This window comes from Candidatus Eremiobacterota bacterium, assembly GCA_031082125.1.
In the GTDB taxonomy this organism is placed as follows: Bacteria; Vulcanimicrobiota; CADAWZ01; order CADAWZ01; family Ess09-12; genus Ess09-12.
In genome coordinates this window covers 102,336-125,059 of record JAVHLM010000021.1, presented here as the reverse complement: position 1 = coordinate 125,059, position 22,724 = coordinate 102,336, and the positions used below count along the sequence as shown (strand labels likewise).

The following is a 22,724-nucleotide window of genomic DNA, read 5'->3' as shown; positions in this document are numbered from 1 at the left end:
TTTCTCCAGGGGGCTCTCTTATCCCTGCTGCCGGGGCGCTATTCCCCGGCGGCCTCATAGGCCCTGATCCAGTCTACCAGCATCTTCTGGGGGAACCGCGTGGTCTCCTCGGGGGGACCGGGCCAGTCTCCTCCCACGGCCAGGTTCACCAGCAGGAAGAATGGATGATCGTAAACCCATCGCGCCCCTTCGGGAAGACTGGCGCGGCTGACGGTGTGATACCCCTTGCCATCGACGCTGAAACGGATGGAGTCGGGCTCCCATTCCACGCTGAAGACATGGTAGTCATCGCTGAACTTCCGGCCGCTCGGCAATATGAACTCGCGGCTTATCCCCTTTGAACCCGAGTAGCCGGGGCCATGGATGGTGCCGTATGCGGAAGAGGGCTTATTGCCCACATTTTCCATGATATCGATCTCGCCGCAGGAGGGCCATCCTGCCTGGTCAATATCATTTCCGAGCATCCAGAAAGCGGGCCACATGCCCTGGCCTTCCGGGAGCTTGATACGGGCTTCAATGCGGCCGTACTTCTGCGAGTAGAGCTTGTCGCTCTTGAGACGGGCAGATGTATAATCCCGTGTCACCCCGTCAGGCCCCGTGTATTTCTCTCTGCAGGCGGTAATGACCAGGTTGCCTTTGTGGATGATGGTGTTCTCAGGCCTTGCTGTGTCATATTCGAGCTGGTGGTTTCCAAAGCCGTGGCCGCCCACGTCGAAGCACCATTTGGCCGGATCAGGGAGAGAGCCATCAGGGGCATTGAATTCATCGCTCCACACCATCTTCCATTTCCTCTTCACCGGCGCTGCGGGGAGCTCCGGCGCGGCCGGGGGAGCTTTGGAGGAAAGGTGCTGAGTATAGGCAGTGCCGAACCTGTCAACCACCATCACTGAAACATCGGCATCCTGCTCAGTCGGTTCAGCTTTAAACAGATGATGGGTCTCACCGGCAGAGAGCCATGAATATTTCTTATTGCCGCCGGGCGGATAAAGCTTTCCGGCTTCCGGATCTTCTCCCCAGTACTGCTCCATCTCGCCTTTATTAACGCCATTCTCCAGCCAGTAGACTTTCCACAGGGGATCATGATTAAAGACATTGGCGATGAACGAGCAGGGATATTTCGCATCACTCCCGGCTGGGTAGAGGGTGAATTGATGCATCCTGGATTTATTGACACCTTTAAAATACCATGTCAGCTTATCCCCGTCCGCCTCATAAACGGTATATCCTTGAGGAGTGCCGTCAAGGCCGATCTCACCCTGCCACCAGGCGGCACTTGCAGCGGCATTGGTATGCTCCATGATATTGCCCGAGATTATGGTTTTCCATTGCGTATGGCTGTGCCCGGCCATGATATGAACCTTGTACCCCTTGAATAAATCATAGAGGGCCTGGGCATTCACCAGGGCATTTTTCTGAAACCCTTCCAGGCCAGGCTTTGCTTCTGACTCATTATATCTTGTAGGGATATGCAGAGAGACGGCTATGGTGGCATTCTTCGGGACCTGCTTTAAATCTGCCGCCAGCCAGTCAAGCTGCTTCTGATCCAGGTATCCCATGTAGTGATAAGAATAGCCGTAGTAAAAGACATCATTCAGGGTAATGTAGTGAATTTTCCCTCTGTTGAATGAGTAATAGGGAGGGCCGAATCTGCTCTCATAGGTGCAGCTTGAGGTTTCATGAGTTTTATTTGAGTAGTCCATATCATGATTTCCGATCCCATGGTAAAAGGGAATACCCGCTCCCGACATTGTGGCGATATAGGGATCAAAGAGATTTGGGCGGTCAAAGACCATATCCCCGCAGCAGATGCCGTGGACAGGAACGGAGGGATCGAATCCGGAAACCGTATCCTTGATATCACGCACGACAGAAGCCAGTAAATCCAGTTCGGAGCTCTCAATAACCTGAGGATCTGCCACTACTATGAAGGCATGGTCTTCCTGGTTCCTTCGGCTTTTAAGCAGCTCAAAATTTCGGGCACACACCTCTCCCTTTTCATTGTCAATCCTTTTGTAGAAGACAGGCAGCCCCTTTTCCACGGGCGATTCATATCCTGAAGGGAGGGTGTAGTAGATAAATCTCCTGTTTGAGCTGCTTTGCAGAGAGTATTCTCCGTTTTTATCAGTGAGAGCGGTAATCTCGCCATCAGTCATCAGGACCCGGGGAATGCCCCTCCCCTGGCAGCTCACTTTTCCCTTTACCGTAATCCGCTTCAGGATTTCTGCTGCAGGCAGCTGACAGGAACAGGCCACTATCAAGAGGGAGACCAGAATTACTTTAAAAGAGATACCTTTATGGACTTTCAATATCAGCGGTCCCTTCTTATCGTGCCGATCAGAGATTCTTTTTCAGGAAGGCGTCGATGTGCTCCCAGGTCTTGGTGTCCTTGCCGAATATGAGGTGGCCCCCCTCCTTCACCTCATGGTATTCAAAGGCTTTCTTCTCCTTTTCCAGGGCCTTTTTCAGCATCCTGGCCTGGCTTGGGGGGACAAGCCGGTCGGCATCGCCATGGAGCACCAGGAGGGGCACCGCCAGGCGCCCGCAGTAAGTGATGACAGAAATCTCCCTGTAGCTCTCCGCGGTCTTTTCATCCTTATCGGGGGGCCATCCCAGAGTGCTCTTCAGGTCCGTCACATACGACGTGAAGTTATCCAGCTTCTCCTCCTTCTCCCCGGACGTGCTGCCCCGGGCTATGGAAAAAATATCCATGATGCCGAACATGTAGTCGGCCCATGAGGCCACGTCTACGACGCCGGAAACACTGACGGCGGCCTTGATCCTGACCTTCACGGCGGGATTCATTGCGGTCATCAGCGTGAGGTATCCCCCGTGGCTTACGCCCACTGCGGCTATCCTGGCGGGATCGACGGAAGGCTCTCTGAGCATCGCCGCAAAGGCTGCGCTCATGCTCTGGAATTCCCGGGGATCGCCGAAATAATCAGAGAAATACTCTGCGGAGAAGACCACGTACTTTTTCACGAGGTGCTCCTGGACGGCAGGGAAATTAAGAGTCTTCATGGCACCCGTCGTCGTGCCCTTTTTCCGCACGCCGGCACCGCCGTGGATGAGGAAGATGGCGGGGCACCTCTTTCCTTCCTTATAGCCATGGGGAAGGGAGAGATAGGCCGTGAGACTCCGCCCCTCGCCGACCTCGTAAGTGACGGGCTTTGCATTATCTTCCGCCGGGGCACCGGAAGAGAGAAGAAACATCGCCGCAAGCAGGGTTACGAATATTCTTTTCATTGCCGGGCACCTCTTTCGATTGAATTCACTTTAGCCACATAAGCGCGGGCGTCGAATTTCCTCTCGAGGCCCCGGGCATTCATATACCGCACGGTCCCGAAGATGCCCCGCTCCTTCCAGGGCCTGTCATGCTTGCCGAAGCACCAGGCAATGCCGGTATAGCCGTTGGGATCACGCCCGTCAAGCTCGTATTTATCGTTGAGATACAATGCACGCCCGAAGGCTTCACGGGGAGAAGGGCTCCACTCCAGGATCTTCTTCCCCCAGTACATCCGCATGTAGCCATGCATCTTCCCCCTTATGACCATCTCTTTCTGTGCAGCGTTCCAGTAAGGATCGTGGGTCTTTGCAGCCTCGAGCTCATCGAGGGAGTAAAGAACTTCACGCCTGTCTGCTCCATGCTTCTCAAGGGTCCCGGCAGCCCAGGGGGGAAGGCCCTCGAAGCTGCCGTACCGGGGATTATACCAGAGGTAGTTCACCGAGAGCTCCCGCCTCACGATAAGCTCCTCCAGGTAGGCTTCGGCGCCGGGCCCGCCGGCCCTCTGAACCTCCAGGGCGATAAGAAGAGGCGGGATCTGCCCGAAATGAAGATATGGGCTCATCTGTGACTGAAACTCAAGGGCAGGATCGTTTCTTTTCACGTCATATCCGTCCAGCAGATGGGCAATGAAGTGCCTGAGCCTTTTTTGAGCTTCAGAGGCGCCTCCCCTCATCGATGCCACAGGCTCCACTGACCTGTCCAGGGGGAGCTGCCCCTCCAGTTCCATGGGATCTGCCGTCTCAAAGCCCATTGACAGGGAAGGGAGGCGGGGCTCCTGCTCCCCGAGGGGGACCATGAAATAAGGGAGCTTTTCCCTGATCTTCGGCCTTATCGTCGCTGCCGCATATTCCTCCTTGATTGAGGCAGTCTCCACGGGGACTACCACGTCGCTTTCCACCTCCACTGCCCGGCAATGGGCTCTCTCTGCCACGAAGGCACGCCACTCACGCTGGTGCAGAGTATATCCCCTGTCAGCCACCAGCAGCGCCGCGTCCTTCGAGAGGCGCACGGCACCTTCATAAGGAGCCTCCCTGGCGATGACCATGGCAATCCCCCGCCTTCTCAGGCTCTCACGGACCTCGCTTATTCCCTCGAGCATGAAGCGGTAATGACGGGCATTGGCGGCCGGGTAGCTCTCCATGACGCCGAAGTAAACGATGACGGGCTTCCCTGTGGCGTTGGCCTCTCTTATGCTGTATTCCAGGGCATGGTTTGCCTGGGCGCGCTGCGAGGCCTGCATCCAGTAAAGGACATATGCGCCGCGGCTCCCGGTCTTCTCATTGAGATGGCGGATGCGCTCCTTCTGAATCATTGCCTCTCATCGCCCGCCCCCCTGAAGGCGGAGATTCCCGTGAGGGCTTCGCCTATGATGAGGGTGTGAATGTCGTGGGTACCTTCGTAGGTATAGACGCTTTCCATGTCAGCCATGTGGCGCCATACCGGGTAATCGCCCGAGATCCCGTAGGCACCGTGGATCTCCCTGGCAAGCCTCGCGCATTCCCTTGCCATGGCGACGTTATTCCTCTTGGCCATGGACACAAGGGCATGGTGAAGGCCGAACTTCTCCTTGAGTCTCCCGATGCGAAGGCACAGGAGGCGCGCCTTGAAGATCTCGGAGAACATCCAGGCGAGCTTTTCCTGCTGGAGCTGGAAGGAGGCGATTGGAGCGCCGAACTGCTCCCTCGAGAGAGAATAGCAGAGCGCCTCCTTGAAGCAGAAGCGGGCCGAGCCCACGGCACCCCAGGAGATTCCGTAGCGGGCCTGGTTGAGGCACCGGAGGGCGGCGCCCAGGCCCCGTGCCCCGGGGAGCACATTAGCCTCAGGGATTCTCACCTCGTCAAGCATGAGGTACGACGTCACCGAGGCACGCAGCGAGTACTTGTGCTCCTCGTTGCGTGCCGTGAAGCCCTTCATGCCCTTCTCCACAAGGACGCCCTGGACAGAGCCCTCCTCATCCCTTCCCCACACGACGGCCACGTCAGCGACGCTGCCGTTGGTGATCCAGGCTTTTGTGCCGTTCACGATGAAGTCGCTCCCCGCTTTCTTTATCCTGGTCCTCATAGAAGCTGGATCCGAGCCCGATCCCGACTCGGTGAGGCCGAAGCATCCCAGGAACCGGCCGTCCGCAAGGCCGGGGAGCCATTTTCTCTTCTGCTCCTCCGTGCCGTACTGGAAGATAGGGTACATCACGAGGCCGCTCTGTACCGAGAGGAGGCTCCGCCACCCGCTCCCGCCGAACTCCAGCTCCTCGTTGGCGATGCCGTATGCCGTGTGGGATACGCCCGATCCGCCGTATTCCTCGGGGAGGGTGCACCCGAAGAGGCCCAGCTCCGATCCCAGGCGCCTCCCCACGTCAAGGGGAAAGGTGCCCTTGTCGAAATGCTCAGCCTCCAGGGGAAGAATCTCCTTCTCGACAAACCTCCGCACCACATCTCTCACCATCCGCTCATCTGGGGAGAGCATGTCATCGATGGAGAGAAGCTCCTCTGCCGAGGCGACAGCCTCAGGCGGTCTCACGCACTTCATGGTCTTTCCCCCTCAGCTCCCGTTCACATCCCGCGCGCGTAGTCAAAAAGGTTCCCCGCTCTGTAGATATCCATCTGCACGCCTGAGAAGGGCCTTGCCTGGCCCAGGTCCCTGCCCTCTGTCATATTTCTCATCTTCCCCGTGCGGAGGTCCACCTCAATGCTGTCGCCGTTTTTGATGGCGAGCTCCTTGACACCGGGACAGGCCAGGATGGGAAACCCCGAATTAATCGCGTTCCTTTCATAAATTGCCCCATAGGATTCCGCGATGATGAGGCCTGTACCGAGGGAGGCGAAGCAGTCCACGGCGTGCTGCCTGGAAGAGCCGGCGCCGAAGTTGCCTCCTACCATGAGGATATCGCCAGGCTTCGCCTTTGAGGGAAAATCTTTCCATCCTTCCAGGTTCCCGAAGGCGTGGGCTCCCATTTTCCCTATATCGGTGATGGCCAGGTGGGCATTGTGAAATATCTGGTCCGTGTCAATATCGTCAATGAGCCGGCCCCCGGCGTCGCAGATCTTCCATACTCTTCCCTTTACCGTCGTCTCCATAGTCTCCTCCTCGCAAAATATGAGATCCCCGCTGATGTCGTCTGGTATGCTCCGGAATACAGGCTAACGGGCCGCCACCGGCTTCACCCCGGGGGCGCAGATCTCCCCCTTGAGAGCGCACCAGGCGGCAGTCACGGGGCTCGCGAGATACGTGTCACCCGAGCCCTGCTTGCCGGCGAAGTTCCTGTTGGAGGTGCTTATCTGCACCTCGCCTTTGCCCGTCATCCCTATCTGGCCCGAGGCGCAGCCGCCGCAGCCGGGATTGGAGACTATCACGCCGCTCGAAAAGAAGGTTTCCAGCAGCCCCTCACTGAGCATTCTGCCATATACCTCCTTCGTGGCCGGCACGACTTTTGCCATGACACCGGGCGCGACTTTCCCGCCCTTGAGGATCTCCGCGGCAAGCCTTATGTCGTCATAGGTGCCGTTGGTGCAGGAGCCGATGAACACGGAGTTGATCTTTTTGCCGGATACCTCGGCCACGGCGCTCACCTTTGAAGGCTTGGGCGGCAGGGCTATCTGCGGGGCGAGGCCCGCCACGTCCAGCTCAAGGACCTTGTCATAGTGAGCATCAGCATCGGCAGAGATTCTTTCTATATGAGCCTTTCCTGAGCGCTTCCTGGAATACTCCAGGATCTCATCACCGGGCTCCATGAGGAACGTGATGGTCCCCATCTCCGTCCCCATGCTCGCCACGGTGATCCTCTCGGCAAGGGTCATGCGCTCAATCGCCGGGCCGTAAAGCTCCACGGAGTACCCGAGGCCTCCCGAGGCGCCCAGCTTCCCAATGATGAAGAGGATCAGATCCTTGGCCGTCGCGGGGTACTGATAGGTTCCCTTCAGGACTATCTTCATACTCCTGGGGACCTCGAACCATGTCCTTCCCGTCTTGAAGGCGAAAGCGATATCGACGTCACCCATCCCCTGGCCGAAGGCGCCCAGGGCTCCCATGATGTTGAGGTGGCTGTCGGTGCCGACGACGGTGGCCCCGGGGATTGCTATCCCTTCCTCTATCATCACATGGGAGCCTATTCCCGCATCGACATCATAGAGCCTGATGCCCTGCTCTGCGGCGTAATCACGGCATGTCTGCTGGTTTTCGGCGTAGGCGATGGTATTGGCCGGCACGACGCAGTCAAAGGTAAAGAAGGTTTTCGCGGAATCGGCAAGCTTCCCGCCGGGGAAGTGCTCCCTGAGATTCTTCACCACGCTCGCCCCGCCGAAGTCCCTGGCCGACCTCACATCGAGGTCCAGCCAGATGATTTTCCCCGGCGCCACTTCATCTTTCGTATGGTTCTTGAGTATCTTCTCTATCATTGTCATACCCATATGTGCTATCACCTTCCCTCTCTTCTCTGCCTTTATGACAGGGCGGCCCCTGCCTTTACCTTCGAGGCGACTTCCTGTGCCACCTCGAGGGTCGTGTTGCTCCCTCCCATATCGTAGGTCCTCACTTTCCCTTCCCTTATGACCTCGGCAATGGCCGATTCAAGGGCGGCGGCCTTCTTGTCCTCACCGAGGTGATCAAGCATGAGTTTGACCGTGAGAAGCATCGCCATGGGATTCACCTTGTATTTGCCCGCATACTTGGGAGCAGAGCCGTGGGTCGGCTCGAAGACCGCGTATTTATCGCCTATGTTGGCGCTCGAGGCGAACCCGAGGCCTCCCACAAGCTGGGCACAGAGGTCCGAGATTATGTCGCCGAACATGTTCTCGGCCACAAGCACCGAATAGTCCTGGGGGTTCTTGATGAGCCACATGCACATGGCGTCGATGTTGGTCTCCCCCATGGCTATATCAGGGTAATTCTTTGCCACTGCCCGGGCAGTCCTGATCATGAGGCCGCCGGTCTCCCTCAGCACGTTAGGCTTGTCCACGATGGTGACGGACTTGTAGCCGTATTTCTTCGCGAATTCGAAGCCTTCTCTCACGATGTTCTCGCAGCCTTTCTTTGTCATCAGGCGGCTGGAGAAGGCCATCTCGTCGAGGGGCACGTCCTTGAAGCGCTTCATCTTGGGGTGAAGCTTCACAAGGGTGTCCACGAACTCCTGGGGCATGGGGTGAAATTCAATCCCGGCATAGAGCCCCTCGGTGTTCTCCCTGAAGATCACGATATCGATGTCGTCGCGGTAATTGAGAGGATTTCCCTTGTAGGCCTTGCAGGGGCGCATGTTGGTCCTCAGGTTGAATTCCTGGCGCAGGCGCACGATAGGGCTGAAATAGGAGAGGCCCTTGCCCTGGAGCGAAGGCTCGAGCTCTTTCGCCGCGGCCTCCTTGTCCTTCGACGTGATGGCCCCGAAGAGGCAGCAGTCGGTGCTCTTCAGAATCTCTATGGTTCTTGGCGGAAGGGGGTCGCCTTCCCTGACCCAGCATTCCCAGCCTATGTCGCCATGAATATAGTCCGCGTCAAGGGCCATCTGGTCCAGCACAATCTTTGCGGCCTCACAGACATCCTTGCCCACGCCGTCGCCGGGGAGCCACGCTATCCTGTACTTTGCCATCCTTCATTCCTCCTTGTTGTTTTCTGCCCCATGGGATATTATGCCTGATCCTTGAGCTTTTTCTTCAAATGGGGGATGAGGCCCCCGTCGTTCATTATCTCCATGACATTGGCGGGGAGAGGGGGGAAGCCGAAGGTTTTCCCCGCTCCATGGATTTCTCCTTTTTCAAAGTCCACTTCGATTTCTTCCTTATCGGCGATATGCTGCGGCGCCTCCTTGGTCGTGATGAGGGGAAGGCCCTCGTTCACGGCGTTCCTGAAGAATATCCTGGAGAAGGAGGGGGCTATGATGGCGCCGACGCCCGACAGTTTGAGGCAGATGGCGGCCTGCTCACGGGAGCTGCCGCAGCCGAAATTCTTCCCCGCCACGATGATGTCGCCGGCTTTTACCTCCTTGGCGAAGCGGGGGTCCAGGTCCTCGAGGGCGTACCTGGCCATCTCGGACCTTTCAGTGACCGTGTAGGTGTATTTCCCGGGGAATATCACGTCGGTATTGACATTGTCTCCGTATTTCCAGACTTTTCCTTTTATCATGGCACACCTCCGTTATCGTGCTGCGGCAAGAAGCTCTCTGGGGTCGGCTATTTTCCCGGCCAGCGCCGAAGCCGCCACGGTTGCAGGGGAGCCCAGGTATATCTCCCCTTCCTTGCACCCCATTCTGCCCTTGAAATTCCTGTTGGCCGACGACATGCAGACCTCTCCCGGCGCCAGCACTCCCTCGTGGGCTCCCAGGCAGGGGCCGCACCCGGGGTTCATCACCACGGCCCCGCTCTCTATCAGGGTGTCGATGACGCCGTGGTGAATGGCTTCCCGGTAGACCTTCCACGATGCCGGGAAGACAAGGAGCCTCACGTCGGGGTGGATTCTTCTTCCTTTCAGCAGCTCGGCCGCCACGGAGAGATCGTCGAGCCTCCCGTTCGTGCAGGTCCCCAGCAGGGCCTGGTGTATCGTCTTTCCCTGCACCTCCGTGACAGGCTTCACGTTGTCCACGCTGTGGGGGCATGCCACGTACGGCACGAGGACCGAGAGATCATACTCCAGGGTGCTCTCGTACCGGGCGTCCTCGTCGGGAAGGATCACCTCGTAGGGGCCCTTGGCCCTCTCCTTGAGGTAGGCCAGCGTATGCTCGTCGGGGGCGAAGAAGCCGTTTTTCGCCCCCATCTCGGCCGACATGTTGGCGAGCATCATTCTCTGCGAGAGAGGCAGGGCCTTCATGGCCTCGCCGGTGAACTCCATCGATTTGTAAAGGGCGCCGTCGGCGCCTATGTCGCCAAGTATCCTGAGGGCGAGGTCCTTGGCATGGGTGCCCTGGGGGAACCTGCCCCTCACGTCAACCTTCATGCTTTCAGGCACCATGAGCCACATCTCCCCCGTGGCGTAGATTGCCGCCGCCTCGCTCCTGCCGATGCCGGCCGCAAGCGCCCCGAAGGCGCCGTAAGTGTTGGTGTGGGAGTCCGATCCCAGAATCACGGCGCCGGGGAGGGCGAAGCCCTCTTCGCAAAAGACCTGGTGGCACACGCCGTAGTTGATGTCGAAGAAATGCCTGATGCCCTGTTCCTTCACGAACTCCCTCACGGCCTTGTGGTTCTGGGCATACTGCTCCGTCGCCGCGGGGACGCAGTGGTCCAGCACGATGACGGCGCGGTCGGGATACCTGACCTTGCTCACCCCTATGGACTTGAAGGTTTTGGCGATGGCCGACGTGTTGTCATGGGTCAGGAGCCATTCAGGCTCCACGACGACAATCTCGCCGGGTATGACCTCCTTATGCACCTTCTTTGCCAGTGCCTTCTCGGCAAATGTCTTCCCCATTGCCTTCCTCCTTTCTGCTACCTGCCGGACTCGATATAGGCCTTGAGGCTCTCGAAGTTGGTGAAATCAGCGTGATGGATGATATGTGACTCCGGCGAGCGCTTCCCCAGGTCGCCCTCCTTGGCGTGGGTGGCGATCATGTGGAGCACCTCGTCGGGAATGCCTTTCCCGAAGGCGATTCCCAGCCCCGAGAAGGGATGCCTCAGGGCCTTGCCGCACTTGCTCTGCACGTACTTTCCGTCCTTTCTCTCATATTCCAGCAATTTGCCGATGTCGTGGAGCAGGGCGCCGGCCACAAGGTAATCCATCGAGAGGGGGAGCCTCTTCCCGTAAAGCCCCGTCATGATTTTCGCCGCGCCGTGGCTTACCTGCACCACGCCTCTCGTATGCTCGATGAAATTGGCGGGGCAGTCGGGGATCAGGAGGGTGAAGGGAATCTTCTCGAGGTCTTCGATTTCCCAGCCCCCCCCCTTCATTGCATCGATCCAGACGCCTATGACTTTGTCCCGCAGGCTCTCATCGCCTATCAGGCCGAATTCCGGGATAAGCTCTTTCAGTCTTTCTTTCATCGTGATGGCTCCTTTCCTATTTCAAGTGCCTTTCAGGCGGCCCGTCGTATTCCCAGTCCTCCGTGTCGATAACCCTCATGGGCTTGTAGCGCTCCTTCTCCTCCCTGACATGGGCGAGGAGGCCCGGAAGCCTGGACATGATGAAGAAGGCATTGGCCAGGGAGGGCTCAATCTCAAGCTCGCAGAGAAGTGCCGCGATTGCGCCGTCAACGTTGATGGGAAGCCCTTTGCCTGAGCTTTTGAGCTCCTCCTCCATGGCCTTGAGGATCTCGATATGCTTTCCTGAGAGGCCGTATTGATGGGCCAGGTCAAAGAGCTTCGCTGTCCTTGGATCATTTGTGTGAATCCTGTGTCCTAACCCTGCGACCCTCTCTTTCCGCGACTTGTATTCCGAGAGAAGCTCTTTCACCGCGTCCCGGAGGGGGAGGCTCCTCTCCCTCATCTTCTTCTCCACTTCCAGGATGGCATGCATGCAGTTCTCTATGGCCCCCCCGTGAAACTGGTTGATGGAGAGGATGCCTGCCGAGAGGGCGGCATTTATCGGCGCCCCCGTCGAGGCGGCCATGATCGCCGCATTGCACGACGGGGCCTTGGGGCCGTGATCGACCGACGAGAGGAGGATGGCGTCTATTATTTTGCCCCTGCTGCCAGGGGGAAGCTCCCCCTTGAGGAGGAGATAGAGGGCCTGGCCGTAGCTTATGGTGCCCATGAGCTCCTCGATGGGATATCCCCTTATGAGGACCTTGTTGGGCTCAATGCTTGTCACTGCACTTTTCCAATGATTGTCTCCCATGGCTCCCCCTTGATGGATTGTGTATTTATATGCTTCCCGTTTCTTCCAATACTTTCTTCGTGACTTCCGGGATTTTGTCGAAGTCGTCCACGACGTGGGCTCCCACCTCCCTGAGCCTTTTCACCTTGCCGTGATGGCTCCCCCGGTTACCCTCCACAATGGCGCCGGCATGGGAGAACCTTGTCCCCTCCTTTGCCGCCTTGCCGCCGATGAAAGCTACCAGGGGCTTGGTGAACTCCCCCTTATCAATGAGGTCGGCCACCTGCTCCTCCTGGGAGCCGCCAATCTCGCCGAACATCACGACAAGCTTCGTGTCGGGATCATGCTGGAAGAGCCTCACAATCTCGGGATGAGGAAGGCCCACGATTGAGTCTCCGCCCACATGGACGAGGGTTGTCTGCCCGATGCCGTTTTTATTCAGATAATAGGCCAGGGACGAGGTGATGCCGCCGCTCCGGGAGGTGATTCCCACGGGCCCCGGGTTGAACAGTTTCTTCGCCATTGCGGCCCTGCCGCCCATCATGCCGAGCACGCCTTTCCCGGGGCTCAGGGTCCCCAGGGTGTTGGGCCCCAGGAAGCGGGCATTGTTCTTCTTCGCATAATGGGCTATCTCCATGACATCATAGACGGGCACCCTGTCGGGAATGATGACGGCGAGCCTGACGCCGGCGTCAAAGGCCTCGAGGACGGCATCCCGCACGAGGGGCGCGGGAACGAAGATGACGCTTATATCTATTGTCCCTTTTTCCCTGACCACTTCTTTCACCGTATCGTAGACCGGGATTTCATGGACCACCTGCCCCCCCTTACCGGGAGTGCAGCCGGCAACGACAGAGGTCCCGTACTCGATCATCAGCTTTGCGCGGGCCATCCCTTCGCGGCCCGTGATTCCCTGGATCAGCACTTTTTTGTGTTCATCAATCAGGATTGCCATGTCATCTGCCCTCCCCCCTGTATTCCTCCAGGCCAGGGATGGGGAGATCTATGCGAGCCCCGCCTTTTCCCCTGTCCAGGCACTCAAGCTCACAGGCCAGGCACTCGATGCATTTTCCCTTTGCCGCCTCTTCGGCGGTGATGGCAAGAACGGGTCTCCCCTCTTCCAGCTTCAGGATCTTCGGGATGCATTCCTCGCTGCACGCTTTGCTCTCACAGGCCCCGCATCTTGTGTAGTCAAAGGAGACCTCTCCCCCTGTCACCGTTTTAAAGCTGTAGGACTTTACGGTTTCGGCGGCACGCTCCGGCTTCACCGGCGATTCGGGCTTTTCCCTCTCAGCAGTGAGGGCTTTCAGGCGCCCGGCACAGGTGACGGCAGAGGTGTCCTTGCCGTAGCACTCGACGGGCACCGCGAGGCGCGGGCCGAAGCGGGAAAAGAGCTCCATCGCCTTTTCCTCCTGGTTGCCCCCCAGGCGGATCACCGCCGGGACCTGGAGGTTATCCTCCATGAATGCCTTCAAGAGGCCCCTGGCGGAATGAAACTGCTCCTGGCTCGCCACGCCGGAGCCTGAGCCGAAATATCCCACTATGTGCCTCTGAGAGAGAATGATCTTCGCGGCGCGGTACACCTTCGAGGCGGGGGGATTGCCGCTCGTATCGCAGAAATTGGCAATTTTGAAGCCAGCAGCCAGCACGGCATCCATGCTCATCATGGAGCCGCCGCCGCCGGCGCCGTGAAAGCCCACGTAATTCTCCTCCCTGCTGAAATCCCTTTCGAGCTGGATGAAATAGAAGGTGCCCCGGTAATCTCCCTTCTCGACATTGAAGGCGATTTTATCAAGCGCCGAAGGGGGATTGGAAAGATCGCGCGCGATCTCGATGCCGCAGTCGGGGTGCCTGAAGACTGCATAGTCATCAAGCGCCATGTGGCAGTCCGCCGCATAGAGCCTGCCGTCTGAAGCCAGCACGAGGGGATTTATCTCGGCCGAGCGCATCTCGTAACTCCTGCACAGCCTGTAGAGCTTCACGAGAAGGGATGCCAGGTCCACCTGGAGCTTCCCGGAGATTCCTGTCTCCCTCACAAGGTCCCTGGCTTTGAACTCTTCAAGCCCCTCGATGATATCTATGGGATATTTCACCACCTTATCGGGGTGGAGGGCGGCAATCTCCTCGATTCCCGTACCCCCCACGGAGCTGAAAAGGAGAAGGGGCTGCTTGCCGTTATCGTCGATGATGACGCCCGCGTAAAACTCCCTGGCGATATCGAGCTTCTCCTCCACCCTCACCTCTGTGACGGTGAACCCCTTGATGGTGCTTCCAAGAATGGCCGAGGCGGCAGCCCTGGCCTCTTCAGCCGAGCCCGCGAATTTTATCCCTCCCGACTGGGCCCTCCCGGTAGTCCAGGTCTGCGCCTTGATGACGACAGGCTTCTGCAGTTTTTCAAAAATTATTGCGGCTTCCTCCGCTGTCCCTGCAGTGCTCCCTTCAGGCACATTGATGGAGAAGGCTCCCAGGAGGCTCTTTCCCTGATGCTCGAATATCCGTGCCATTATATCACTCCCCGCTTGGTGAATTATCGATGGATTCCGGGGGTTCTCCCGGCGGCTCTATGCCAAAAGCTCTGCCGTTCTCTCTTCGAAGAGGATCCCCAGATCCTGAAGTTCCGCGAGCACGGGCTCATAGAACTCCTTCTGCACAGGGATATGGACGCCCGTGAGGGACACCTCCCCGTCCAGGATCATCCGGGAGGCGATGGCCGCCGGCAGGCTCACGGTGCGGGCCATCGCAGAATCCCCATGGGGAATGCCGTAATCGATGAGGGTGCTGAAGCGCCTCTCGCTTCTCTTTTCCGAGGGGTACTCGACGGTGACCTCGTGCTGCAGGACCACCATGTCCCTTTCCCCTTTTTCATACTTGAGCTTCTCATTGAGCCTGTGGCTCAGCACGTCGAGAGCGCAGGCCTCCTGAAGCGGTATCATGTCGCTTCCCAGGAAGCCGAGCCACTCGAGCTTCTGTATCAGCAGGGAATCCTTTGAAATCTTGAGGCGCGAGGCCATCTCTTTTTCAACATGCTCCTCCGTCACTCCCAGCAATTCTGCCATAAATTGGCGGTAAGTCTTTCCCGGGAGGTCATGGAGCTTTTCCTCGTCAAGGAGGCCCAGGTCCACTATCTGCTTCCAGCTCTCGCAATGGGTCTTGTTCCTCAGGGTGCCCCGGAACATTGTCTTCATGCCGGTGAGGTTATAGGTCGCAAGATAGCTCATGGAATCCCTGTTCGGGTACCCCTCGAACTCTCCAAGGCCAGGGATGACCACCTTTTCGCAGTTGAGGAAGAGATCTTCAGAGGAGACCTTCACTTCCTTTCCGTCGCGGAGAAAATGCGCAGGCCTTTTTGCCGCGAGCAATACCGCCCTGGGGCTCCAGGAAAACTTGTAGCCGAAGGGGTTGGTGTTGGCTTCAGGGGCGGGGAGCCCTCCGCAGTAAGAGATAAAGCCGGTGATGCGGCCTCCTTTCCCGGCGGCCTCGTCAAAGAGCTTCATCGCTGTCATGTGATCGATGCCGGGATCGAGGCCCATCTCGTTCAGGAACAGGAGCCCTGCCTGCCGGGCCTCATCATGAAGCGCCGCCATGCCGGGGCTCACATAGGACGTGGTCACCAGGGGCTTGCCGGCCTCGAGGCATTGCTCCGCCACGATGAGATGGTGCACGGCGGGCAGGAGGCTTATCACCAGATCCGCTTCCTGCACGGCCTTTTTAAGGCCCCCGGCATCTGCCAGCGCATCGAGGGCCAGCGCCCTGCCCCGGGGGTGGCCTTCGATGAGATCGTCGGCCTTTTTTACGGTACGGGTGGCAATGATGACTTCATGACCTGTCTTTTCGAAGAAATATCTCACCAGGGGCTTTGCGACAAGCCCTGCTCCCAGGAGAAGCACTTTTTTCTTCATAGGGCGGCGACCTCCGGAATTTAATTATTGCATTCAATGGGATTTTTCTTTGAGGAAATCTTCCATATGACGGTATGCCTCGGTAAACTCGCCCTTGTAGAGGATTAATGCCTTCTTCACCGGGAGGGGAAGCTCACAACCTTCGACGGGCCCTTCATAGTCTGCCCTTGCAAGGTGAGGCACCCAGGCAAGGAGCACTTCCCCGAACATCCTCGATGATTCGACGGGGAGCTCGCAGGGAAGGTTATCCACTGCAAGGACGACGGGCCCCCTGCCCTCCCATCCGTCGGTGGCCTCTCCTGTCTCAGGGTTGTAGACGAACACGGGGCTGCTCGGGGTGGTGTACTTGACGGTGGCTTCAATCGCTCCATCGACATCGCAGGAAATATCGCCGATAACCCTCAGGCGAGGCGTTTTCTCACTTTCATAAAGATCCTTCATATCCTTTTTCGTGATGAGCTTGGGATACCGGGGCTCCCAGTAGATGCAGTTTGCGATGACCGTAAGAGAGGGAAGGAAGCGGGAGAAGCGGGAGCGGTAGTGCTCCGGGGAGCGGTAATAATCCTGCAGGTCGAATGAGCGGTCGGGCCACACGGGCTCGACGGTATTCTCTTCCCTGAACACTGTCTTGAAGAGGATATTCGGCAGAAGACTGGCCCTTTCGAAGAGACTGGGAAGGTGAGAAGGGGGGATCTCCTGCACCGGGAGGAGATCGTAGATCTCCTGGGCACCCTGCGATACCCTTCCGTAGCCTGTAAAACCGCACACCAGGGGGACAAGGCTCTCCGGCAGGCCATCCCGTCCTATCAGATCGGCGATTCTGATAATAGCTCTGCGGGCTTCCTCAAGATTTGCATACTTGTGGGCAGGCAGAATCTGCTTGAAGGGCGTGTCCATTCCCTCCCACAGAAGGCGCTGGCCCAGAGCCCACAGCATGTCAATCATCCCGGCAAGCCCCGCGTAATATCCGAAGAATATGAGCCTCCGGTCATTCTCGTCCTTGATAAGCTCAAAATCAATGACCTGGCAGCGGAGCTCCCTGAGCCTCCGGAGCATGGGCATATTATGGGACTGGCCCTTGATGGTGTGGGAGAAGAAAATATAGGTAGTTCTCTCATGAAGGAGGGAAGGAGGTATCTCTTTAATCCCAATGACCACAGAGCAACGGGAGAGGTCTTCATCGATGGTGGCTCCCGCCTTCCCGTATGCCTCATCGGGAAATACGCGGATCGGCGAGGGTTGAACGATGACCTCCAGGCCGTCCTTTTCAATCAGATGCTGGATCTGCTCGGGAGACAGGGGCGCCCGCCGCTCCCACTGGTTCTTGTCTTCGCGCCGGATCCCGATCTTATGCTTCATAAATGCTCCTGGCGATGGGATTACTGGGCATCAGAACATTACCCCGTGGAAGGATTTTTCTCTCTTTATGATATGGTGGTAAATTTTCTGATGATTTTTAATTCATTAAAGGCTCCCGGAAATCCTTTTTCCCTGCGAGCCTGCTCAGCGGGAGGGATAAGGAGAGGGCCGGCGAACTACTTTATGGAGCTCTCATCACGGTCGTGAGGAAGTTCCGCGCCACCCGGGCTTTTCCATAAAACAACGGCAGTATTTTTACAAATCGGCAATAAAAAGAGCAATCTGGCAACAATTTGATTTTTATTCAAGCAAAGGGGGCTGCCGTTTACAGAACGTTAACATTTCGTTCTTATTCCGGTAATATATCAGAAGCAAAATGGCAACATCCCGGAAAAGAGGAAATATTTCAGGGAGATCAGAGGTATGAGAGGGAGGGAGAAAAAACACTCCCCCATGAAAGGAGATGACTCTCGTGAAAAAAGCAGCGCTCACTGTGACAGCAGGTATTCTTCTCTTTCTGCTCGCATGGGTGCCATGCGGGGCCATGACGCAGGACGGAGCCTGTCAGGGGTCGGAGGCTGACCTCGCTTCCAGATACAGCGGCTTCGGCTTCAATCTCTACCCTGAGGTGCTCAAAGCTGAGAAGGGAAAAAATGTCTTCATCTCGCCGGCAAGCATCGCCATAGCCCTCGCAATGACTTACAACGGTGCGGCCAGGGAGACGCAGAGCGAAATGGCAGATGTCCTCGGCCTCAAAGGCCTGGGCATAGACAAGGTCAACGAGGAGAACAGGAAGCTCCTGGACGACCTTCGGAAGGCCGATCCTTCCGTGACCCTCGAGATTGCCAACTCCCTCTGGGCACGGAAGGGCCTTACCCTCAAGCCGGAGTTCGTGAAAAGAAACAAGGAGTTTTTCGGCGCCGAGGTGAGCAATGAGCTTGTGGCCTCGGCGATCAACGCCTGGGTCTCGAAGAGCACCAAGGGAAAAATCACGTCAATCATCGACCGTATAGAGAATGACGTCATCCTTATCCTTGTCAATGCCATATATTTTAAAGGCACATGGACGGCAAAATTTGACAAGGCCCTCACGAAGCCCATGGATTTCGCCACGGCAAGAGGCGCCAAAAAGGTGCCTATGATGATGCAGAAGGGAAAATACCTCTATTACAGCGACAGGGCTTTCCAGGCAGTGGCCCTTCCTTACGGGAACAAGAGGTTCTTCATGTATGTCTTCCTGCCTTCAGAGCAATCTACGCTCGGGGAGTTTCATGGCGCCCTTACCTTCGAGAACTGGAGCGAATGGACCCACAGCCTGAAGTCGGCCCAGGGCACCCTCTTCATCCCCCGCTTCAAATGTGAATATTCCACCGCCCTCAACGATTCCCTCAAAGCCCTCGGCATGAAGAAGGCCTTCGGCGCCAATGCTGATTTTTCCGAAATGGTGAGCGGAAAGGCTTTTATATCCAAGGTGATCCACAAAACCTTCGTCGAGGTGAACGAGGAGGGAACTGAAGCGGCTGCCGTCACTGCCGTCCTGGTGGCCAGGGGCGCGCCGATGGGAGAAGAAAAGCCCTTCGTGTTCAAGGCAGACAGGCCCTTCTTCTTCGCGATTGTGGACAGAAAAACCCAGATGCCCCTCTTTATGGGATCCATTGTGAACCCGTAACAGAGGAAAGGGAGCCGTCAAAAAAGAAAAGAGAGGAGCAGCGCGGCATGCCTGCTCCTCCTGCTTTACCGCGCCACCGGTGGAAAACCGCATGAAATACTCATTTCAGGAGAACGACAATGGAAATGATCAATCTCTACTCAGACACGCAGACCCTGCCCACGGAGGAGATGTATGACGCGATGCGCCGCGCCCCTCTCGGCGATGACATGATGGGTATGGATCCCACGGTGAATGAGCTTGAAGAGAGGGCCTCGGCCCTCTTCGGCAAGGAGGCCGCCCTTTTCGTCACCTCGGGGACCATGGGAAACCTCTGCGGCCTGATGGCCCTCGCAGGCCCCGGCGACGAGGTTATCATCGACCCCGAGAGCCATATCTGGTTCTACGAGGCCGGGGCATTCTGCTCCATGGCAGGCCTTACTCCGCGGCCCGTGCCGTCCCGGGTAGGACTGCTGGACCCTGCCGAGGTGAAGGGCGCCATCAGGCCCCGTAACCTCCACATGCCCACCCCAAGGGTTCTCTGCCTCGAGAATACCCACAACAGGGGCCAGGGTCGCGTCACCCCCCTTGAGCTCCACAGGGCCCTCTGCGAAACTGCCCACCAGGAGGGCCTTGCAGTCCACCTGGACGGCGCCCGGATCTTCAACGCCCAGGTCGCCACGGGAGTCCCCGCGGCGGAATACGCTAAGACCGTTGAATCCCTGACCTTCTGCCTCAGCAAGGGCCTGAGCTGCCCCGTGGGCTCCCTCGTCGTAGGCGACAGGCCTTTTATCGAGAGGGCGCGGCGCGTGCGAAAGAGGCTCGGAGGCGCCATGCGCCAGGCAGGCATCCTGGCGGCCTGCGGAATCGTGGCCCTCTCCACGATGATAGAGAGGCTCTCAAAAGATCATGCCAACGCGAAGCTTCTTGCCGGAGGCCTGGCGCGCCTGCCCGGCTTTTCCATCGACATGGAGCGGGTAGAGACAAACATGGTGTACGTGGATATCAGCGGGACAGGTATTCCTGCGAAGAATCTTGCGGAAAAGCTGAAGGAAAAAGGCGTGATGGCATCGGTGACCGCTCACTCCATGCTCCGCTTTGTCACGCACCGCCATATCACAGGGGAGCTCGTGAAAGAGGCCGTCGCGAGGGCTGAGAAGATAATCCACGAGGAGTGCCGATGCCCATCATAACAGTGCAGGGCCTCTGCAAGTCCTTTTCCGTTACCCAGAAGGAGCCGGGCCTTGCAGGGAGCATAAAAACCCTTGTGAGGCCGAAGCGGAAAACAGTAGAGGCCGTGAAAGGCATCTCCTTTGAGCTTCCGAAGGGGGAGCTTCTTGCCTTCATCGGCCCCAACGGCGCGGGAAAATCGACAACCATCAAGATGCTCACAGGAATCCTTTACCCTACGGGCGGGGAAGCCAGGGTGATGGGCTTCACCCCCTGGAAGGATCAGAAGAAGATCGCCTGCCGCATAGGAAGCGTCTTCGGGCAGAAGCCCCAGCTCTGGTACCACCTCCCTCCCGGCGATACCTTCTCTCTCTTCGCGCGGATCTACGAGATTGAGAAGGGCATTTTCAAAAAGCGCCTCGCTTTCCTTGTGGAAGCTTTCGACATAGGAGATATTGTCACGACGCCCGTGAGGAAGCTCTCCCTGGGGCAGCGCATGAAGTGCGAGATCGTGGCCTCGCTCCTCCATGGGCCCGAGATCATCTTCCTGGACGAGCCCACGATAGGCCTTGACGTCGTGGCGAAGCAGCAGATCCGCGCCATCCTGAAAGGGCTCCACGAGAAGGAAGGGACCACCATATTTCTCACGAGCCACGATGCCGGCGACATCGAAAGCCTCTGCAAGCGCGTCATCATCATCAACCACGGTCAGGTGATATATGACAACAGGGTATCGGCCCTGAAGCGCCGCTACTTCAACCGCAAGATCATCAACGTGCGCTTTGCCGAGGCGCTTGAGGAGGGATTCAACGTCGAGGGCGCCGACGTGCTCAAGACCAGCGGGTACGGCGCCAAGATATCATTCATGACCGATGTGACGCCCGTGGAAAAAGTGATACAGCGCCTCATGAATGAGAGGACCGTAGCAGACATCACCATTGTGGACCCGCCTCTCGAGGAGATCATAAGGAGCATTTACGAGGCTCCCCCGCAGGAAAGGGGGGTTGAGGGCGATGACCGCAAGGATCTTCCGTGAGTTCGGGCGGTACGGCGCCATAGCCCTCATCAACGTGCAGAACAGCCTGGCCTACGGCGGGGAGCTCCTGCTGCGCAGCATCTTTATCCTGGTCATTCTTTATATATTCGTCCACCTCTGGAAGGCCACGTACCTTTCGGCGGGGGCGTCCAGAATCGAAGGGCTATCGATGGCGCAGACCCTCTGGTATCTCGTCGTCACCGAGTCCCTCATCATGAGCCGCTCCCCTTTCTCGGGAACCATCTCCGACGAGGTGAAGGAGGGGACCCTGGCCTACTCGATGAGCAGGCCCCTCAATTACCTCCTTTACCACTTTGCCTTCCAGGGAGGCGAGAGCCTCGTGAGGCTCACCATCAACCTTGTGATGGGCGGGCTCCTCATGACGGCCTTCGTGGGACCACCATCCCTCTCTCCCCTTTATATCGTTCCCTTCATCGTGTCGCTCATGTTGGCCTTTATCCTGGATTTCTGCCTTGAGGGGCTCATAGGGCTCATGGCTTTCTTTACCGAGGACATCACCGGGATCCAGCTCATTTACGGCAAGATTCTCTTTATCCTGGGGGGCCTTCTCTTCCCCCTGGACTTTTTCCCCCAGTGGCTCAGGCAGATAAGCCTGGCGCTCCCCTTCAACCTGGTCCTGTACGGCCCGGCAAAGCTCTTCGTGGACTTTTCCATGGCCCGGTGGTGGGCCCTTACCGCTTCCCAGTTATGCTGGATTGTCCTCATAGGTATTGCGCTGGCGGCGGCCTTTAAAAAAAGCCTGCGACACGTGGCTATCAACGGAGGATAGGAGTATGAATCGTTTGGCAGGAGAGCTGCGGTTCCTTCTCTCACTATGGAGGCTCAACATCTCCTCGGCGATGGAATACCGCGTGAGCTTCATCAGCCAGGCCCTTGGAATGATGGTGAACGACGCCATCATGTTCACCTTCTGGATCCTCTTCTTTCACCGCTTCTCAAAGATTGGCTCCTGGCAGCTCAAAGACATGCTCCTCCTCTTTTCCATTATCACCACCGCCTACGGAATCGCCCTGGGATTTTTCGGGAACTGCTCAAAGCTTGCCGACCACATCGCCAGGGGGCGCCTGGATTACTATCTCGTGCTCCCCAGAAACGTGCTTCTCCATATACTGGCGTCACGCTCACTCTTTTCGGCATGGGGCGACCTTGTGTTCGGGATCATCACCTTCATCATTGCAGGCCCCCACAGTGCAGAAGCATGGCTTCTCTGGGCCCTCACGTCCCTCTGCTCGGCGGCCATCATGGTCTCGGTGTTCTCCCTCTTCGGGAGCCTGAGCTTCTGGATGGGGAACGCGGCGCAGCTTGCGGCGCAGCTTTACAACTCGATCCTGGCCCTTGCCATGTACCCCGGCGACATTTACCAGGGCGGGGTCAAGTTCGTGGTCCTCACGGTGCTCCCCGCGGCCCTCATCGGGGCAGTCCCCCTTGACATCGTGAAGCACATGCGCTGGGAGAGCCTCCCCGGCCTTGCCCTGGCGAGCCTGGCCTTTATAATCCTTCTTTCCCTGGTTTTTTACAGGGGGCTCCGCCGCTATGAGTCAGGGAGCGCCATGAATGTGAATATTTAAGACGGTATAAAGC

Annotated in this window: 20 protein-coding genes; 5 read left to right on the top strand and 15 right to left on the bottom strand. The window is 57.6% G+C overall.

Going from position 1 to position 22,724, the window contains the following annotated elements:
• Nucleotides 1–38: 38 nt before the first annotated feature.
• The 15 genes from RDV48_21165 to RDV48_21095 all read right to left on the bottom strand — a co-directional run bounded on the left by RDV48_21165 (nt 39) and on the right by RDV48_21095 (nt 17,268).
• Nucleotides 39–2,306, bottom strand: coding sequence for a family 16 glycosylhydrolase (locus tag RDV48_21165; GenBank protein MDQ7825325.1), 2,268 nt, complete (start codon nt 2,304–2,306; stop codon nt 39–41).
• Between the two features lie 28 nt (nt 2,307–2,334).
• Entirely contained in the window at nt 2,335–3,243 is a 909-nt protein-coding gene (locus tag RDV48_21160) for a prolyl oligopeptidase family serine peptidase (protein MDQ7825324.1), read from the bottom strand.
• Nucleotides 3,240–4,595 (bottom strand): deoxyribodipyrimidine photo-lyase, encoded by a 1,356-nt coding sequence (locus tag RDV48_21155; GenBank protein ID MDQ7825323.1) that lies wholly within the window; start codon nt 4,593–4,595, stop codon nt 3,240–3,242. The genes RDV48_21160 and RDV48_21155 overlap by 4 nt, the downstream gene beginning before the upstream one ends.
• The gene (locus RDV48_21150) at nt 4,592–5,809 is read right to left on the bottom strand and encodes an acyl-CoA dehydrogenase family protein (GenBank protein MDQ7825322.1); all 1,218 of its coding nucleotides are present in this window, start codon (nt 5,807–5,809) and stop codon (nt 4,592–4,594) included. Before RDV48_21150 ends, RDV48_21155 begins: the two co-directional genes overlap by 4 nt.
• Nucleotides 5,810–5,832: 23 nt before the next feature.
• Nucleotides 5,833–6,357 carry a 3-isopropylmalate dehydratase gene (locus tag RDV48_21145; protein MDQ7825321.1) on the bottom strand — a complete coding sequence of 175 codons (525 nt, stop codon included), beginning with the start codon at nt 6,355–6,357 and terminating at the stop codon, nt 5,833–5,835.
• Nucleotides 6,358–6,420: 63 nt separating this feature from the next.
• Nucleotides 6,421–7,686, bottom strand: a complete 1,266-nt coding sequence (locus RDV48_21140) for an aconitase/3-isopropylmalate dehydratase large subunit family protein (protein ID MDQ7825320.1) — start codon at nt 7,684–7,686, stop codon at nt 6,421–6,423.
• A 32-nt stretch (nt 7,687–7,718) separates the two neighbouring features.
• Nucleotides 7,719–8,858, bottom strand: a complete 1,140-nt coding sequence (locus tag RDV48_21135; protein MDQ7825319.1) for an isocitrate/isopropylmalate dehydrogenase family protein — start codon at nt 8,856–8,858, stop codon at nt 7,719–7,721.
• A 38-nt stretch (nt 8,859–8,896) separates the two neighbouring features.
• Nucleotides 8,897–9,391 (bottom strand): 3-isopropylmalate dehydratase small subunit, encoded by a 495-nt coding sequence (locus tag RDV48_21130; GenBank protein MDQ7825318.1) that lies wholly within the window; start codon nt 9,389–9,391, stop codon nt 8,897–8,899.
• Between the two features lie 12 nt (nt 9,392–9,403).
• Nucleotides 9,404–10,669 (bottom strand): 3-isopropylmalate dehydratase large subunit, encoded by a 1,266-nt coding sequence (locus RDV48_21125; protein MDQ7825317.1) that lies wholly within the window; start codon nt 10,667–10,669, stop codon nt 9,404–9,406.
• 17 nt (nt 10,670–10,686) lie between these two features.
• Nucleotides 10,687–11,238, bottom strand: coding sequence for an HD domain-containing protein (locus RDV48_21120; GenBank protein ID MDQ7825316.1), 552 nt, complete (start codon nt 11,236–11,238; stop codon nt 10,687–10,689).
• A gap of 16 nt (nt 11,239–11,254) precedes the next feature.
• A complete protein-coding gene (locus tag RDV48_21115; protein ID MDQ7825315.1) occupies nt 11,255–12,031 on the bottom strand; it encodes a citryl-CoA lyase in 777 nt (258 codons plus the stop codon).
• Between the two features lie 25 nt (nt 12,032–12,056).
• Nucleotides 12,057–12,965 carry a succinate--CoA ligase subunit alpha gene (locus tag RDV48_21110; protein MDQ7825314.1) on the bottom strand — a complete coding sequence of 303 codons (909 nt, stop codon included), beginning with the start codon at nt 12,963–12,965 and terminating at the stop codon, nt 12,057–12,059.
• Between the two features lies 1 nt (nt 12,966).
• Nucleotides 12,967–14,514, bottom strand: a complete 1,548-nt coding sequence (locus tag RDV48_21105) for an ATP-grasp domain-containing protein (GenBank protein MDQ7825313.1) — start codon at nt 14,512–14,514, stop codon at nt 12,967–12,969.
• A gap of 57 nt (nt 14,515–14,571) precedes the next feature.
• Nucleotides 14,572–15,909: a saccharopine dehydrogenase C-terminal domain-containing protein gene (locus RDV48_21100; GenBank protein MDQ7825312.1), complete on the bottom strand. Its 1,338-nt coding sequence runs from the start codon at nt 15,907–15,909 to the stop codon at nt 14,572–14,574.
• 33 nt (nt 15,910–15,942) lie between these two features.
• Entirely contained in the window at nt 15,943–17,268 is a 1,326-nt protein-coding gene (locus tag RDV48_21095) for a bifunctional lysine ketoglutarate reductase /saccharopine dehydrogenase family protein (GenBank protein ID MDQ7825311.1), read from the bottom strand.
• A 472-nt stretch (nt 17,269–17,740) separates the two neighbouring features.
• Between RDV48_21095 and RDV48_21090 the strand changes: the two genes are divergently transcribed.
• The 5 genes from RDV48_21090 (at nt 17,741) to RDV48_21070 (ending at nt 22,711) form a co-directional block, all read left to right on the top strand.
• The gene (locus tag RDV48_21090) at nt 17,741–18,937 is read left to right on the top strand and encodes a serpin family protein (GenBank protein MDQ7825310.1); all 1,197 of its coding nucleotides are present in this window, start codon (nt 17,741–17,743) and stop codon (nt 18,935–18,937) included.
• A 119-nt stretch (nt 18,938–19,056) separates the two neighbouring features.
• Nucleotides 19,057–20,109, top strand: coding sequence for a GntG family PLP-dependent aldolase (locus RDV48_21085; protein MDQ7825309.1), 1,053 nt, complete (start codon nt 19,057–19,059; stop codon nt 20,107–20,109).
• Nucleotides 20,097–21,122, top strand: coding sequence for an ATP-binding cassette domain-containing protein (locus tag RDV48_21080; protein MDQ7825308.1), 1,026 nt, complete (start codon nt 20,097–20,099; stop codon nt 21,120–21,122). The genes RDV48_21085 and RDV48_21080 overlap by 13 nt, the downstream gene beginning before the upstream one ends.
• Nucleotides 21,100–21,912: an ABC-2 family transporter protein gene (locus RDV48_21075; GenBank protein ID MDQ7825307.1), complete on the top strand. Its 813-nt coding sequence runs from the start codon at nt 21,100–21,102 to the stop codon at nt 21,910–21,912. Before RDV48_21080 ends, RDV48_21075 begins: the two co-directional genes overlap by 23 nt.
• 4 nt (nt 21,913–21,916) lie before the next feature.
• Entirely contained in the window at nt 21,917–22,711 is a 795-nt protein-coding gene (locus tag RDV48_21070) for an ABC-2 family transporter protein (GenBank protein ID MDQ7825306.1), read from the top strand.
• Nucleotides 22,712–22,724: the final 13 nt, after the last annotated feature.